Source organism: Sedimentimonas flavescens, from assembly GCF_019264375.1.
Taxonomy (GTDB): Bacteria; Pseudomonadota; Alphaproteobacteria; order Rhodobacterales; family Rhodobacteraceae; genus Rhodobacter; species Rhodobacter flavescens.
The window spans coordinates 21,700-37,197 of record NZ_JAHVAI010000021.1; the positions used below are offsets into that span (position 1 = coordinate 21,700).

General features: G+C 57.8%; 14 protein-coding genes. 6 read left to right on the plus strand and 8 right to left on the minus strand.

All coding sequences use genetic code 11. From position 1 onward, the window contains the following. The first annotated feature begins 34 nt into the window (after positions 1–34). The 6 genes from KTQ37_RS15190 (at position 35) to KTQ37_RS15215 (ending at position 5,182) form a co-directional block, all read left to right on the plus strand. Positions 35–754: a nucleotide-binding protein gene (locus KTQ37_RS15190; protein ID WP_218631358.1), complete on the plus strand. Its 720-nt coding sequence runs from the start codon at positions 35–37 to the stop codon at positions 752–754. A gap of 10 nt (positions 755–764) precedes the next feature. Then, positions 765–1,406 carry a hypothetical protein gene (locus KTQ37_RS15195; RefSeq protein WP_218631359.1) on the plus strand — a complete coding sequence of 214 codons (642 nt, stop codon included), beginning with the start codon at positions 765–767 and terminating at the stop codon, positions 1,404–1,406. 162 nt (positions 1,407–1,568) lie between these two features. Then, positions 1,569–1,808, plus strand: a complete 240-nt coding sequence (locus KTQ37_RS15200; protein ID WP_097147513.1) for a hypothetical protein — start codon at positions 1,569–1,571, stop codon at positions 1,806–1,808. 120 nt (positions 1,809–1,928) lie between these two features. Continuing rightward, on the plus strand, positions 1,929–3,041 hold the full coding sequence (locus KTQ37_RS15205; RefSeq protein ID WP_218631360.1) for a Fic family protein: 1,113 nt from the start codon (positions 1,929–1,931) through the stop codon (positions 3,039–3,041). Positions 3,042–3,165: 124 nt separating this feature from the next. Then, complete coding sequence (locus KTQ37_RS15210) at positions 3,166–3,924, plus strand: DUF5131 family protein (RefSeq protein WP_095590964.1); 759 nt, start codon at positions 3,166–3,168, stop codon at positions 3,922–3,924. Positions 3,925–3,931: 7 nt separating this feature from the next. Next, positions 3,932–5,182 carry a three-Cys-motif partner protein TcmP gene (locus tag KTQ37_RS15215; protein WP_218631361.1) on the plus strand — a complete coding sequence of 417 codons (1,251 nt, stop codon included), beginning with the start codon at positions 3,932–3,934 and terminating at the stop codon, positions 5,180–5,182. A gap of 20 nt (positions 5,183–5,202) precedes the next feature. Here KTQ37_RS15215 and KTQ37_RS15220 read toward each other — a convergent pair whose 3' ends face one another. The 8 genes from KTQ37_RS15220 to KTQ37_RS16805 all read right to left on the minus strand — a co-directional run bounded on the left by KTQ37_RS15220 (position 5,203) and on the right by KTQ37_RS16805 (position 15,448). Continuing rightward, positions 5,203–6,411 carry a GIY-YIG nuclease family protein gene (locus KTQ37_RS15220; protein WP_218631362.1) on the minus strand — a complete coding sequence of 403 codons (1,209 nt, stop codon included), beginning with the start codon at positions 6,409–6,411 and terminating at the stop codon, positions 5,203–5,205. Next, positions 6,408–8,492 (minus strand): DEAD/DEAH box helicase, encoded by a 2,085-nt coding sequence (locus KTQ37_RS15225; protein ID WP_218631363.1) that lies wholly within the window; start codon positions 8,490–8,492, stop codon positions 6,408–6,410. Before KTQ37_RS15225 ends, KTQ37_RS15220 begins: the two co-directional genes overlap by 4 nt. A 1-nt stretch (position 8,493) precedes the next feature. Next, entirely contained in the window at positions 8,494–9,318 is an 825-nt protein-coding gene (locus KTQ37_RS15230) for an Abi family protein (protein WP_218631364.1), read from the minus strand. Continuing rightward, a complete protein-coding gene (locus KTQ37_RS15235; protein ID WP_218631365.1) occupies positions 9,315–10,106 on the minus strand; it encodes a hypothetical protein in 792 nt (263 codons plus the stop codon). The genes KTQ37_RS15230 and KTQ37_RS15235 overlap by 4 nt, the downstream gene beginning before the upstream one ends. Further along, positions 10,103–12,793 carry a class I SAM-dependent DNA methyltransferase gene (locus tag KTQ37_RS15240; RefSeq protein WP_218631366.1) on the minus strand — a complete coding sequence of 897 codons (2,691 nt, stop codon included), beginning with the start codon at positions 12,791–12,793 and terminating at the stop codon, positions 10,103–10,105. Before KTQ37_RS15240 ends, KTQ37_RS15235 begins: the two co-directional genes overlap by 4 nt. Before the next feature lie 106 nt (positions 12,794–12,899). Beyond that, complete coding sequence (locus KTQ37_RS15245; RefSeq protein ID WP_218631367.1) at positions 12,900–13,181, minus strand: WGR domain-containing protein; 282 nt, start codon at positions 13,179–13,181, stop codon at positions 12,900–12,902. An 84-nt stretch (positions 13,182–13,265) separates the two neighbouring features. Further along, positions 13,266–14,198, minus strand: coding sequence for a DUF2493 domain-containing protein (locus KTQ37_RS15250; protein WP_218631368.1), 933 nt, complete (start codon positions 14,196–14,198; stop codon positions 13,266–13,268). Positions 14,199–14,560: 362 nt separating this feature from the next. Then, positions 14,561–15,448 carry a DUF7146 domain-containing protein gene (locus KTQ37_RS16805; protein WP_413243728.1) on the minus strand — a complete coding sequence of 296 codons (888 nt, stop codon included), beginning with the start codon at positions 15,446–15,448 and terminating at the stop codon, positions 14,561–14,563. Positions 15,449–15,498: the final 50 nt, after the last annotated feature.

A 15,498-nucleotide genomic window follows, 5' to 3' on the forward strand; every position in this document is an offset into this window, starting at 1 on the left:
TCGTTTCGATTCACTATTTTTGCGGAGGATGAGAATGCCGAACGAAAATCTTGTGGTGATCGCAGCGATGGCCCGGAAAGGGGGCAGTGGAAAAACGACGCTTTCGCGCGCCTTGATCAGTGCCGCGATCGCCGCCGGACGCAGGGTGATGTTGATCGACACGGACAGCACAAGAGTACTCGGGGCCTGGCATGCTCGGGCGCAAGCCGGTGGGCTGAGTTCGCCGCTTCTCTGCTCGGCCATCGTCGAAAGCGTGGCGGGTGTCGAGGATCAGATCGATCAGGTCTACATGGCAGGCACGGCAGACTTCATCTTCATCGATACCGCAGGGGTCGGTGCCGAATGGTCAGACGGCATCGCGGTGCTTGTGGACCACATTGTGACGCCCGTCATGCTGTCGACGTCTGATTTCGATGTCGGAGCGCAGACTTCTGATTGGTTTGAGAAACTGAAATCCCGTGTTGACGACCCCTCCAGCCTTCCGCGCCACCACGTCGTCCTCAACATGGTCGACCCGAAAACGACCCGTGCTGACGCCGCCCTGATTGAAGAAGCGCTCACCCGTTTTCCGGTGATTGAGACCGTCATGATGCGACGAAACACTTACAAGGAGATGGATCAGAAGGGGCTTCTCCACGCCTTGGCGCTGGAAAAGCAATCTGATCCAAACCCTCTGATGCGTCCACATGTACGTCATGTCGTCGAGGCGCTCGAGGAGGCGACGGACATCCTCAACAATATTCTTGCTGCGTGAGGACAGTCGATTGCGCAAGAAGATCCCGACCATCACTAGGCCCGACCCAGCCTACGCCGCCACCCTGCAACAGGGTGACCGCGAGATTCCCGGGAAGGAAGATGAGGCACAGGTCACAGCAACAAAGACAGGCACCCCAGCCGCTGACGTTGACGCGGATCGGCACGGGTCAGAGCTTGTGCCGGAAGGTGCCGTGGCGCCGCACCAAGTCACCGCGAAAAGCTCAGACCCGCATACCAGCCTGAGAGCTCCCGTATCGGCGCGCGCTTTGAGCCCCACGCGGAAGATCGACATCAGGGTCAACGCACTCGAACGACAGGAAGCAGCGCTGCAGACTTGTGGTGTCGAGCCAGCACATGTGGTGCGTGCCGCCCTGCGCCGTGCAGTCAAAGGCTGGCAACTGTCGCCGGTCTTCGCCCCAGTCGTGGAGGAGCGGCGCACTCGCAATACACAGTGGCAGGCCCGTACATCTCTGGCAGTAGATGCGGCCAGCCTGGGTGTCCTCCTCCGGGACCACGACCCCCTCGACGTCTTGAGTAAATGGGCCCTGATCCGCGGCCAGGTGGAACCACGCATATGGGGCGAGATCGACAAGATCTTGGAAGAAATTGCTGCTCGTGCTGCATCGCCGCATGAGCAGCCCGGACCTTAAGGAACCTATCTGAAAGGACAACTTTCACTTCGCCGGTGGATTTCTGCCCATTCGCGGCCATTCGCCTTGAAGTTGCATTGGGCCACCATTAACACCGCCGAACAGATTTTTTGATGACCTCATTGTTGAATAGTTTCGAGGTCCCCTTTGGAGGAACGCATTATGAACACGAAGCCCCGCCTGACTGGCGAACCGATCATGCGCATCCTCTGCAAGACATCTGAAAATCTGGTTGGCTACCTTTATCAATGGAACAATGGTGACGTGCAGCCTGCCTGGTTCGACGGCGCCATGGCGGACGTTCGCTATGAACCATTCATTCAAGCGCCGGAACAAAACCCTGTCGATCCGAAGACCCTCAGACCGCGTCAGCAAGATCTGACGCACCTTGAAAAGGCCTAGCTCAAGGCCTCGCGTCGGTTTGTGAGCCATCCCATCCCGCAGGTCCTTTGAGCGATAGAGTTGACTTCTATGCCTCAAAAGTGATCTAGATATGAGTTATAGAAAGGATGTCTATAACTCATGGCTTGGAACTGGACGCTGCCCGATTGGCCGGATTTCCGGTATGACGCCTCCGCTGTGGAGCCGTTTGAGCAGAGGTTCCTGCTGTCGTCCGGAGAAATCCTCGGCGCGGTCCATCATGTCAGCCAGCCGGAGCGCGAGCAACTCCGCATCGAACTGCTCAGCGAGGAAGCGATGCAGACGAGCGCCATCGAGGGTGAAATCCTCGATCGGCTCAGTGTCCAGTCTTCGCTGCGCCGCCATCTGGGCCTCGATCCGGACAGCTACCCTGCCAAACCGCGCGAACAGGGCGTCGCGGAAATGATGGTCGATGTCTATTCCAGTTTTGCAGAGCCGCTGACCCATGAGACACTGTACCGCTGGCATCGGATGCTACTGTCCCATGACCGTCGGTTGGAAACCATCGGGGCCTACCGACAACACGCCGAGGCGATGCAAATCGTTTCCGGCCGCCTTGACCGGCCCACGATCCATTTCGAAGCGCCGCCCTCAGAGCGGGTCATGCCTGAGATGGAGCGATACGCGGATTGGTTCAACAAGACCGGGCCGGGGGGAGCAGAGCCGCTTCCAGCGCTGACGCGCGCAGGGCTAAGCCACCTCTATTTCGAGAGCATCCACCCATTCGAAGACGGCAACGGCCGCCTGGGTCGCGCCCTCGCTGAAAAGTCGCTGGCGCAGAACATCGGCCAGCCGACGCTCATCTCGCTCGCCTTCACCATCGAGAAGGAGCGCAAGGCATACTACGACCAGCTCGAGCAGCATCAAAAAACACTCGACGTGACCGATTGGCTCGTCTGGTTCGCGGAAGTTGTCTTGAAGGCCCAACAGGCAACACTCGACCGCGTCGGCTTCTTCATCAGCAAGGCACACTTCTACGATCGTCACAGAGACCAGTTGAACGAACGACAGGCCAAGGCCATCGCTCGAATGTTTCGGGAAGGCCCTGGCGGTTTCAAAGGCGGCCTCAGCGCCGACAACTATCTCAAGATCACCGGAACTTCACGCGCAACCGCGACCCGCGATCTGCAGGATCTGGTCGAGCAAGGTGCGCTCAGCCGAACTGGCGAGCGCCGCCATACGAGGTACTGGCTGAACCTAGATGGGAGAGCGTGAATGGTTGGTAGAAAGCCCGAGATCTTTACTATTGGCACATACGGCACGACGCGCAGTGCCCAGATTGGATGTTCCCTCTTTGTGCCAACCAGCGTAGAGTGGCCGTCAAAAAGGATTGAGCAGGATGGCACAGAAATCTGAAATCGAGTGGACAGACGCGACGTGGAATCCCGTTACCGGCTGTACAAAAATCGGTCCGGGCTGCGACAACTGCTATGCGGAACGCTTTGCGGAGCGGTGGCGTGGTATAGAAGGGCATCCTTACGAACAAGGATTTGATCTGCGTCTCTGGCCGTCACGACTTGACCAACCGGCTCGTTGGAAGAAGCCGCGTATGATTTTTGTCAATTCAATGAGCGATCTATTTCACAAGGATATTCCAATCAGTCACATCGACGCCGTTTTTGACGCGATGGAGAGGGCCAATTGGCATGTGTATCAGGTTCTTACCAAACGCTCTTCGCTGATGCGAAACTATGTGAAGAAGAGGTACTCTGGAGAAAAAGTCCCTTCGCACATTTGGCTCGGCGTGTCCGTCGAGGACAGCGCACACAAGAGCCGAATCGAACACCTGCGCCAAATCAACTCAGAAGCGCGATTTATTTCGTTTGAGCCATTGCTCGGCAGGATCGGGAACGTCGATCTGAGTGGCATAGCCTGGGCAATCGTCGGGGGAGAAAGTGGACCAAAGGCGAGGCCGATGGAACCGTCATGGGCAACAGAATTACGCCTGGCATGTGAAAAATACGACGTTGCATTCTTTTTCAAGCAGTGGGGGGGAGCCCGTCCAAAGTCTGGCGGACGGCTTCTCGAGGGGGCTGAGTGGAACGGCTTTCCATGGCAGATTGTTCCCAAAGAAATAATGGCAGAGCTGACGAGTTAGGAACGCGATGGCGACGAACTTCATCTGGGGACCTGATGGCAATCTCCCGCGAATTGAGGAACATACCAAGCGTAAGCTCGATGTCCTCAAGAACTATCTTGATGTCTATTTCGACACAGTGGTTCGCAACCCAGCACAAGATCGTTTGAATATTACTCTCGTGGATGGATTCAGTGGAGGCGGCGCATATTCCGATGGAAACGAGACACGAGCCGGGAGCCCGCTTGTTCTCCTCAATGCTGTTGAAGAGGCGACCGTAAGACTGAACGAAGGTCGCGCAAAGCCTCTGGAAATCAATGCACGCTTTATCTTTGTGGATGACGAACGCGAGCATGTGGCCGCCCTGAAGAGGGAGCTGCGCGGGAGAGGGTACAAAGAGAACGACCCGCAGATCTCTGTATTAGAAGGAAAGTTTGTAGAACACTTGCCGACAATCATGGCTGAGATCACGCAGACTCAGCGCAAAGGCCGATCCATTTTCTTTTTGGATCAGTTTGGCTACTCCGACGTGCCAATGTCAGCGATACAGACGATCTTCACTGCCCTTGATAGAGCAGAGGTCGTGCTCAATTTCGCCATCGATAGCCTCTTGAACTATCTCCAGGACGCCTCGGCAGAACTTCCTCTCTACCAACAGTTTGGTATCGACTCCCGCTTCATCGCTGATTGGAGACAGCGAAAAGATGAACATATGGGCCGCGCCCTGACGCAGCGCGCGCTCATGGCGCACATTCACGCAAAAAGTGGGGCCAAGTTTTTCACGCCATTCATGCTGTGGTCGCGCACGGATAACCGATGGATGATGCTTGCACACCTATCGCAACACCAAGCTGCCCGCGACAAGATGCTTAGCGTGCACTGGCAGGAACAGAACAGCTTCACCCACATTGGTTCTGGCAGCTTATTTTCTTTGGGGTATGACACGCGGTTGATCGAAAGTTGCGACTCGCTCTTCAACTTTTCAGAGATCGATCGAACCAAATTGAGTACGGAGCTCGTGAACGCCCTGCCAGCCGAAGTCCACCAAATGATGGAAAATGGGCAGTTGGACGTCGCACGCCTGTTGGATGAGATTGGCAATCGAACAGCGGGCACCAACGACGACATTTTTCAGGTACTATCCGAATTGGCACAAGCGCGTGAATTAGAGGTTTTATCGGCCAACGGAACGCCGAAAAGGGCAGGAACGCGTATTTCTATCAAAGATCGACTTATCAGACCTAGCCAACCAACATTATTTTTTCCGTCGCGCTGGTAGCCCGCCGCGCCTTTTCCTGGTCAAACCTTCGCAACGATTTCTTGGGATTGAACGTCGTACTCGAACAAATGAAGGCGCCCCTCTTCAATCAGTTTCGCCGCACGGCCGACATGGTCCGGCAAAACGTAAAACCATTCCTTTGGAAAGACCTTCTTCCCGAAGCGATCCGTCACAAAGAGCTCTGCCGGCCTGGCCGTCGCGAAAAAGCGGTGGAGAAGGTTCTCAACTTTGCGGCGGGACAGGTTTTGAAGCTCGTAGGTCGCGACGATGTCCACTGGTGCTAGCAAAAAAGTTGGATCGTTGCGAGCGTCTGCAACCCGGCGCGAAACATCCTGACTGGTGACACCGATCTTGTGCAGGATCATTCGCTGAGTTCTGATCGACGGATCATCCGAGCGCGACCGAGCGACGTAAATTGTCCCAGACAATTCGAGTTGATCAGATTCCCAGTCCGGATCGAGGGGACCAAGCCCGACCTTCTGAACCATTCTGGCCGTCTTATCGTCGTTGAGCGACTTGCGGAACGAAGACATAAGAGGATCACTCTCCATGCCGTTGGAAAAGATGACCCGAAGTCTGTGGTCACGAGAGCCCCCTCGCGCGGACATCTCGGATTTCTCAGCGATCATCGCGAGAAGGCCGTTGCGGATGAAGAAGTCGCCTTCTATGGGCTCAATCACGGACCATTTCTTTACGGGCAGTGCTTGGCGGTCGCCCGCTTCCAAAGCCTGCTGCACCGCTTCAAAACGCTCTGCGAACTGGTCGAAATCGCGACAGGGAACAAATTCCGCCCGATGATCGGGCAAGTGTCGCTCTGCGGCAGGCGTCGTATGTTTCAAATCGATCAGAGACGCATCGACGGAAAGCTCTTCATCGTCGAAAATATCATCTAGGCTGTCAGGCACGTCAGAAACTAGCGGCTCATCTCGCCATGATTTCAATGCCTGCGCTGTCTCGTCGTCCAAGAGTCCAAACCGGTCCTCCAGCCGCATCTGGTCTGTCGGCGCAGACTTGATCGATGCCCAGATCGAACCGAGCCGCATCTCGTCATGGTCCACCGCATCAGGATCGGGAACGCGCCCGTGTTTCTCAAAGAACGCTGAGACTTCTCTCAGCGCGCCAGCCCCTTGGTCGGAAACTACAGTGGCGCGGCTGCCGCGCAGCCTAACGTCCAACAGGCCGAATTCATCGTCTTCCGCAAATATGTCATCCAAGCTCGGCCGCGTCATTGCATCGCGCCCTCGCGCAGCCGCTTCGCCTTCTCAGCTTTCAGCCAGGCCAGTGCCTCTGCCATCCGCTTCTCCAGGGGATCGGCAGAATGAACGTTCGGCTCACGTCCTTCACTGGCCCGGAACGCCTTGATCCTCGGCCAAAGTGTTCGAGCCTCGTCGCCGGTCATATTGACCCGCAATGCAACCATCGCCGATTGGACATGTGCCAAGAGCTCCGAGTTCAAAGACTTCGATGCGACCTCGAACCGTTCACGAAACGTGTTCACGCTATCGATGAGCTCAACATCGATGTCGCGGACGTTGATGAATTTCTTGACCATCTGCAGCAGCGTATTGGGGGCGCTGTCTCCGGCTTCATCCCCATCGTCGTCAGAAGCGTCCGCCTTGCCGGGGCTGCCGGTCAAAGGTGACTGCCCTTCAGCGAAGCCACGCTCAGCTTCTCGCCGCGCCAAAGTTAGCACGTTCATATGCGCCGCAAGGTGTTGCCGAACAGACTCGGCCTCTTCTGAATCCAGAGTTTCGTATCTGCGCTCGATGATGTCCGTCAGAACCATTTGCGTGGCAACCTCAGGCGCCGTGTCGGGAGAAAGGACCCGTCTATCCATTTCCTGGTAGGCGGTAGCCATCAAGTCGTGCATGTCCTTCTCGCAGATTTCCCGAGCTCGATCAGTGGGTGGCTCAATCAGTCCCTTGATACCGATTGTAACGTTGCCTTCGGCGTCAGTCCCGACCGGGGCACGCACGTCGCCATCCTCGCGCCGATAGAATTTGAAGTTGGGTGCCAACACCTGCTCCATAAGCAGAGAACCAGAAATGGCCTTCAGCATGTCGTTGACCGCGTCCGTCACAACGCCGGTTTCCACACCCGGCTCGGCAACCAGGTTGGTGAAGAGCGCACGCGGCTTACCCGGCGCATCGCGAGTGGCTCTCCCGATAATCTGCACGATTTCTGTAAGCGATGACCGGTAGCCGATCGTCAGGGCATGTTCACACCAGACCCAGTCGAACCCTTCTTTCGCCATACCAAGCGCAATTATGATGTCGACCTTCTCGCGGTCCGACGTATCGTCTCGACGACCATCAGTGCCTTTGATCTCTCGCGAAAGCGCAGATTTAACGATGTCCCGGCCTGGTCCGTCATCAACCAGATCGGCGATTTTCAGAATCTGCCCATCTGGCCTGCGGACCAGATCAAATCCGGTCTCAGGATCGCGACCTTCATGGACACCCAAGAGGTCGAGAATCTTTCCGACTTCGTTGTATTTGTCGTCGAATGCCTCGGACGACCCCCGATGAGGAATGTGGATGATCGTCTTTTGGTCAGGGTTCAGCACCCCTGGCAATCCGTTGACGTAATTGCCCTTGTAGAATTCGTAGTTGATCCCGAGTGCCTTGAGAAATTCGTAGCCTTCCAGCTGCTCGTAGTAGCTGTAGGTGATCTTGGTAAACCGATCCTCATCCTCTGGCCGCAACACTGGATCCGCATCCCCGCGGAAATAGCTGCCGGTCATTGCCATCACATGACATTCCGCTCGGGAAATCAGACTGCGCAGGATCACGCCCAGCCGGTTGTTGTCGGAGGCAGAGACATGGTGGAATTCGTCAATGGCGATGAAGCAATTGTCAAAAGCCTCGATACCCGCAGTTCTTGCCACCTCATCGAAACCAAAGCGGAATGTGGCATGGGTGCACACCAGCACCTTGGCATCGCTTTCCAGGAACGCCTGAAACGCCTTGACCTTTTGCTTGTCTGCGTCCTCGCCGGTCAAACAGAGGTTCCAGCGATCATCGACGTCCCAGTCCGCCTCAAACCCATAGCGGGTCAGATCCGTTGAGCGGAATGATCCGCCAATCGATGTCTCGGGCACGCAAACAATCGTCTTTTCCAGCCCCTGATGAAGCATCTTGTCGAGAGCGACGAACATGAGCGCGCGGCTCTTGCCAGCTGCGGGGGGCGCTTTGAGCAAAAGGAACTGCGCCGCTCGTGCGGCATAGGCGCGGGCCTGCATCGGGCGTTGGCCCAACTTGTTGGTTGTCGAATTGGAGCGCCCATAGGTCACGTTCACCATTTCAACCATGTCATTCTCCCTTCGGGCGCGCGTTGATAATCTGGTTCACACGGCATCGGGTTGCTACCCATGCCTCCAGGTCCGGAGAGGACCACGCGATCAGCTTTAACGCGTCTTGGTACTTCGAAGATGGGCCTTTGTCGAAGATCGCATTGTGGTGCGCGATGCGGTTACGCCAGCGGCGAACGCTTTCGATCAAGTCGTGCAAGTCTTCCAGCTTGGCATCCCATGGAGCGTGCTTGAACACCCGCTGAAACCCTTTCGGGAACAGATAACGCTGGAACCGCTTGGTCGTCAGGTGCTCCCAAAACCCGAAAGACAAAGCCGAAACCATGTGGTGGGCGTCCATAACGTCACCGTGTTGATCGGTCTCATCAGCGATTGCGTTGTCGATATCCTTCCTGCGAACAGGGTCCAGGATTTTCAGGAAAGTTGCGTTTTCAAACCATCGCGGGTCACGGAACGTCAGGGCGTTGTGTATGCTGTTCCGGCAGGTCACCTCGGCCATATGCAATGCAAAGTGAAAGGCCTCGGACAGGTCGCAGTTCCAGAGGTAGATGTCCTCGCGCGCCACCCCGGCATCACCCGCCGCAGGGGCGTATCGCTGCAGTCTTCGGTCGCTCAGGCAGTCGGTTAACAGCTTCTGAACCCTAAGATCGGTCAGAGTTTGAACTTGATCCGTGGCCACATCAGCGCTATCTATTGCTTCGTGAGACGCGGTGAGGTTGCCTTTAGGTGCTTCGGCAGGCTTCTGGCCCCTCCCGTGGACAAGATCATGAGGCGGGCCTTCGGGCGCCGCCTCGCTTGTTTTTGGGGGCGCGTTCTTATCGGTCATTTCGCACCCGCCTTCTGATCACGATCCTTCAGTATCGCCTTCTCGAACCACGCGGGAACACTGGTAACGTCAGCCTTAGAGATGTTCTCGGGCACGTCCTTCCAGAAAGACACGATGGCATCAGCGAACGCCTGCAATTGTACATCGCTGACCTTGAGGTGTGTATGATCACGCCACTCAATACCCAAGTCGTTGTAGAATTTAACGCCATTTTCGTCCGTAAAAGGATCGACCACGTACTCGGGAAACTCCCTCTTCAAATTTTCAAATGCCGTGCCCTCTCCATGCTTGTAGACATTCACTACAAGTCGGCACGCATCCAGCAGCTTGAAATACCCAGTACTGCGGATCTTCCACCCGAAGCCTTCGAGCAGGTCAGCGAGGTCTGAAAAGTTCGCCTTCCAGATTTTTTCGGCGGCCAGATCCCCCCGGTGCCAATGTCCAATCTCACGCACCAGCCAATCGCGAAGCTGCTTGTCCCATTCATGGAACATGCCCGCGACCACACTCAGCTGGGTCTGATCACGCATATCGGAGAGCAGGCGATAGAACTCGATGCCGGCCTCTCCGGCCGCCTCATAGAAGCTCCCCGGATCGTCTCGGTCGGGATCGAAACGGTGGCTGTTGTTCTCGAGCCAGTCTTCCGAGGCCTTGTCTGCCTCAGCTTCTATGTTCTCAAACTGCGTGAGAAGCCGCTTGCGTGCCTGTTCGACATAGAACAAGTGCCCGTCGATCAGCGACTGGCGAAATGGTCCCCACATCTGGAACAATACATAGGCCCCCGTCATGCGCGCGCGCCCTTCTTGTCCTGCGATTTCACCTTGGCGGCATAGAGCTTGAAGAGCTTCTCTAGCCGTTCGGTGTCATTGCGGAAGGGGCGGCCGATATACATTGTTTCCAAGAGGTCATCGTTCTCCCGATGCACCGCGCGCAGGTCGTCGGGCATTTTGTCGGGGTCGTAGAGCTCGGCGATGGTCTTGGGGAAATGCGAGTAGCGGCACTTGAGGATGCGCCGCGCCGAGGCGGATAGCTCTGCCAGCTGATCCTCACTGAACTTCGGCACCGGGAAGGTGTTCCAACCGAGGGTGTTGGAGTAGCGAAAGCGCGTCTCAAGTTTTCCGCACACGTTGGCAACCCAAATGAGATGCAGGCGTGACGCGATCAGGGCGATGCACCATTCAGGGGCGTCATAGAGCACTTGGTTGAGGTTCGACGCGATAACATCTGCACCAACACGCTCGACAGGAAGGTATGGCCTGCGTTCGGAAGTGACGCTCGGCACCAGAATAGAATGGTTTTCGGCGGTGAAGACTTGCTTAAAACGATACGACAGAGGAAGCAGCTTTTCCCGCACATATGCGTCAGTGCTTTTCGCACGAAATGCTTTCACCTCTCGGATGCGTTCCGCTATTGCCGGAATGGCCTCTGCTTCGGCGACAGTCTCAGGGGTGATCCACAGACAGTAACGGCGGTAACCATTAACGACCTCGTCGGCGCCCATGAACGGTCGGACAAATGCTGATGCACGCGGCTCACGCTCAACTAACGCCTCTTTTTCATCCTGAGTTAAGATGAGGTGACCACCCTCAACTGGCTTGTTGCCATAGTCCATGGAGGCGAGGCCGAACAATCCGGTGCGCGTTCCTTCCACAGCGACGGATGGGGCATTGACCAAGTATCCGTTGATGTTGTCTGCCGCGCTCTCGATGCCATCCGCAAACAACCGCTTCGATTCTCTGCACTGGTTACGGATGCCGATTACCGAACACATGACCGTTGCATTGGAAGAAGCATTGTTCTGCCATTTGAAATCCTTATGCGCGAATCCGATTTCCAGATCATCTTCCAGCACATGCGGCCACAACGCGGCGACAGAATAGCCCTGACAAATCGAGTTAGTGGACACCAAGGCCGCCCGAGCGGTTCGTCCACGGATGTAGCGGGAAGCCTTGAAGAACCATGCCGCCACGAAGTCGAAAGCGGCAAAGCTCTTTACATGCCCGGAGAAGACATGCGCAAGGTCGGCCTTCTGTTCTTTGCTCTGATACGTTGACCCAAGGAACGGCGGGTTGCCCGCGATGAACACCTCCTCGCCCTCACCGGGAGGCGGGCAGACTTCTTCCCAGTCAATACGCAGAGAGTTCCCGGTGCGAATATGCGCCGCATCTTTTAGAGGCAGCGCAGCGGGACGGCGACCAAAAACCTCGGCAAAGCTGGCATTGGCCTGATACTCGGCAATGAACAGCGCGAGCTTGGCAGTCTCTGCCGCAAAGTCCGCGATCTCGATTCCATAGAAATTGCTGATCGGGATGGCCGAAAACATCTGCATCGAGCCGGGGCCGGTGAGTTCCTCCAACCGCTGCAGGATGCGCGTCTCGCGCGCTCTGAGTTCGCGGTAGGACACGACCAGAAAGTTGCCCGAGCCACAGGCAGGATCAAAGACGCGAATACGCGACATGCGGTCCAACACCTGCTGCAAAGCTTTCGCGCGATCCCAGGCCTTGTGGATCTCGGCATCCAGATCATCGAGGAACAGCGGCCCGATCACCTTCATGATGTTCGGCACCGAGGTGTAGTGCATCCCCAGTTCCGAGCGCTGCTTGGGATCAGCCACCGACTGGATCATCGAACCGAAGATGTCAGGGTTGATTTCGCGCCAATCAAGATCGCTGGCATCGCGCAGGTAGCGGAAGGCGATTGTGTCAAACCGCGGCGCGTCGATGGTGCCCGCGAACAGCCCGCCGTTGACGTATTCTAACTCTGCCGTCCATGCTGGCAGGGCGCCGCGCTTGTCCTTGGGCAAGTTCATGGCGTTGAAGGCGGCGATGATGGTTTCACGCGCCTCTTCGCCCTTGTCGCCCGCATGGGTGAACAAAAGGCGCGAGAACTGGTTGTCCGGGAAGATGCCCACGTCCTCGGCGAACATGCAGAAGATGAGCCGCATCATCAGCTGGTTCATCTCGTGCCGCCGATCGTCGCTACCCCAATCGGGATTGGCCTTGGTCAGCGCATCATAGAGACGCGCGAGCTTGCCGGTCGCTTTGACGTCGACAGGGTTCTCTTCGACCGCGCGGTAGCGTTCCTTGCCCGCGGCGGGCAGGAAGAAGCCGAAATGATCACCTAACTCGCTGAAGGTGCAATGCAGTGTATCGCCTGAAGCTGGATGTTCAGCCGCAATGGTTTCGCCATCGGTCGCGATCAGGATCGCGGGCTTGGACGCCTTGGTTTTCTTAGAGGCGCGCAGCTGATCGAGCGTGACATCGGTCAGACCCTTTAGTGCAGGCGCGTAGTGGAATTTCTTGTTGAACAGAACGCCGCCAGAAAGATCCGACTTGTTGGTCGAGCCATTGCGCAGTTTCGAAATCGCAGCCTTGGCCGCGTCCGTCGCCTCAGCAAATGCAAAGGGGAATTCATTCGGATCAAATGGCTTGGCCGCAATCTCGGCAAGGGCATCGTAAATTTCAGTCGGGTTCATCAACAGGCCTCGGAATTCGTTACACTATTCGTAGTCAAAGAAGCCGCCGGAAACTACCGAAAATAAACGCGAAATACACGCTTGGCGAAATCTCATTCACCGCTTTTCAATCCATCTTCTGCTCTGCGACCGCTCGATACCCTCGCCGCGTCTTGTTCGCTGCGAGCTTCAACAGGGCGGTCACAGCATGCCCCTCGTCCGGGTGCTGTTCGATTAGCATCTGCCCTCGAAACCCGATACGGCCCCATTCCCGCACAAGGCATGCGCCGCCAAACAGGTCCGGCTGAACGCTCATTCGATAGAAGCGCCGCATGTTGAGAGACGGGTCGATCCGCTTGAGATCGACCGTTGTCGGGAACACTTCCATTTGCTGCGATATGTCGAACATGTTGTTGGCGCCTCTCTCTAGACCACAATATCAAGCGCTCTTCGACGTTTCCACAATGTTCTTTCCCGGATTGAAGTCGGGGGCTCACGCCCCCTTCTCGAACTTCATGACCGGGATGCCGAGCTTCTTGGCCTTGTCGGCGAGGTTTTCCTGGATACCGGTTCCGGGGAAGACAAGGACCCCGACCGGGAGCACATCCAGCATCGCGTCATTGCGCTTGAAGGGCGCGGCCTTGGCGTGCTTGGTCCAGTCGGGCTTGAAGGCCACCTGCGTCACGCCGCGAGCCTCGGCCCATTTGGCGGCGATGAGCTCTGCGCCCTTCGGGCTGCCACCGTGCAGGAGGACCATGTCGGGATACTTGGTCCGGACCTGGTCGAGCTTGCCCCAGATCAGGCGGTGATCGTTGAAATCGGTCCCGCCGGTGAGGGCGACCTTGGGGCCTGCGGGAAGCATTACCTCGGTCTCGGCGCGGCGCTTGGCGGCCAGGAAGTCGCGGCTGTCGATCAGGGCGGCGGTCATGTGCTGGCGATTCACCATCGAGCCGGTGCGGGGTCGCCAGGTCGATCCCGTGTGATGGACGAACTCGGTGGCGGCGTGATCGCGCATCATGTCCATGCAGTTGCGCCGTTCGATCAGCGTCAGGCCTTCGGCCGTCAGGCGCTCGAGTTCGACGGACTTCACCTCGGAGCCATCCTGCTCGCGCTGGAGGCGGCGCTGCGCCTGTTCGTTCTCATCGAGCGACCGCTCGATCCGGGCCGTGGCGCGGTGGAAGAGGTTGACCTGGCCCCAGAGCACTTCTTCGAGGTCGGGTTCCATGCGGGTGTCTTCGAGGGTCCCGACGAGGGCGTCGAAGATGTCGGCGACGGCGACGGCGAGGCGCTGCCCATCGGGCATCGGGCGCGGATCGGGCTCGTCAAAGGGGCGATAGCCGTAGAGCTGGAGTTCGTCGAGCGCATGGGCGGTCTGGGATGTGCTATGGGCGGGTTCATACGCGTCGTCGTGGGTATGGATCGTCATCGGTTTCTTGCCTCCGGGCCTGTCTCGTCCGCGCGTCATCCCGCGCGGCCTTCATGGGCAGACCCGAGCCGTCGGGGCGGTTGCCCCTTCACCCCGGCTTCACCGGGGCCGGAACAGCGTGGAGGAGGTCGGCAGGGAAGCTATTTGTCTCGCGATGCAAAGGCGGCTTTGCCGCCGGCGGAAATAGGTTCCCTGCCGACCTTGCAGGGGCAACCGCTTTGACGGCCTGCCCATCTCTTGAAGGCCGCGCGGGCTGACGGGTGGATGCGCAAGGCCCGGGATGGGGTGAGGACGACGATCCAGAGCCACGACTGGGATGCTGCCCCCTGCCCCGCACTCCCAGACCCCCTGCGCGATGCAGCTCAGCTGGGCAGGCGATGCCGATCCTCTGGCCCGATCTGACCTGCCAGATGCTGGCGCAGTGCGTCCTTGCCGTTCGCCCGAAGATCATCGTTGAAATCCCCGAGCCGCGGTTCCAGCACATGGCAACCGATCCCGACCTCGGAGGCTCTGGCGCTCAACTTCTCTGCCGCGCGCTGCCCGGCCGGATCGCGATCGATCGCGATGTAGAGGCGCTTCAGCCCATCTGGCAGCAGGACCGCCCCGAGGTGACCCGAAGAGAGCGCCGCCCAGACGGGCAGACCTGGGATTGCCTCGGACAGGGACAGCATGGTCTCGATGCCTTCGCCGATGACGAGGATGTCATCCTGCGGGGTCAGCCTGACAGCATTGCCGAGGAGGTGACCCATAGCCCGACGCTCTGGATTCACTGCCGCCTTCCCCTGCCCGTCAGCTGCCAACCAGGTGCGATGCACGCCCTGCACGGCCCCTGCCCCATCGGTAACCGCCGCGATCATCGCCGGTCTGGGGATGCTCCGGGTCTGCCCCTCTTCCCGATGCCAGCACTTCGGGTGGAAGCGTAAGGCGCCGTTCGCCCCGAATTGGGTGATGCCTCGGGAACGGAGGTAGGTCTCCGCAAGCGTGCCTGTGATCGGGTTCGAGGCAGCAAACAAGCGCGCCGCCGCCGCAGGAGTGCCACCGGGCGCCTTGGCCTTCCTAGGCTCTTGCCTATCAGGGACGACCGGCTGCGGACGGCCAAGATGCGCTCGGGCCTCGGCGAGAAGGTCGGGGAAGCGCGTGATCCCCGTCCGGGAGCGGATGATGTCCAGGAGATCGCCATGCTCGCCTGTGGCCCCATCCGTATTATGTGGAATTCCACATAATACGGAACATGTTGCGGTGCGGATTATGTTGCGGTTGCGGTTCTGGTCCCTGTTTTGCTGTGGATTTCGCGGGGCTG

Coding starts and splice junctions, on each gene's coding strand:
- KTQ37_RS15220 (WP_218631362.1), bottom strand. CDS start 6,411: ATGACGCGGCCGAGCTTGGATGACATATTTGCGGAAGACGATGAATTC.
- KTQ37_RS15225 (WP_218631363.1), bottom strand. CDS start 8,492: ATGGTTGAAATGGTGAACGTGACCTATGGGCGCTCCAATTCGACAACC.
- KTQ37_RS15205 (WP_218631360.1), top strand. CDS start 1,929: ATGGCTTGGAACTGGACGCTGCCCGATTGGCCGGATTTCCGGTATGAC.
- KTQ37_RS15235 (WP_218631365.1), bottom strand. CDS start 10,106: ATGACGGGGGCCTATGTATTGTTCCAGATGTGGGGACCATTTCGCCAG.
- KTQ37_RS15230 (WP_218631364.1), bottom strand. CDS start 9,318: ATGACCGATAAGAACGCGCCCCCAAAAACAAGCGAGGCGGCGCCCGAA.
- KTQ37_RS15200 (WP_097147513.1), top strand. CDS start 1,569: ATGAACACGAAGCCCCGCCTGACTGGCGAACCGATCATGCGCATCCTC.
- KTQ37_RS15240 (WP_218631366.1), bottom strand. CDS start 12,793: ATGAACCCGACTGAAATTTACGATGCCCTTGCCGAGATTGCGGCCAAG.
- KTQ37_RS15245 (WP_218631367.1), bottom strand. CDS start 13,181: ATGTTCGACATATCGCAGCAAATGGAAGTGTTCCCGACAACGGTCGAT.
- KTQ37_RS15210 (WP_095590964.1), top strand. CDS start 3,166: ATGGCACAGAAATCTGAAATCGAGTGGACAGACGCGACGTGGAATCCC.
- KTQ37_RS15215 (WP_218631361.1), top strand. CDS start 3,932: ATGGCGACGAACTTCATCTGGGGACCTGATGGCAATCTCCCGCGAATT.
- KTQ37_RS15250 (WP_218631368.1), bottom strand. CDS start 14,198: ATGACGATCCATACCCACGACGACGCGTATGAACCCGCCCATAGCACA.
- KTQ37_RS15190 (WP_218631358.1), top strand. CDS start 35: ATGCCGAACGAAAATCTTGTGGTGATCGCAGCGATGGCCCGGAAAGGG.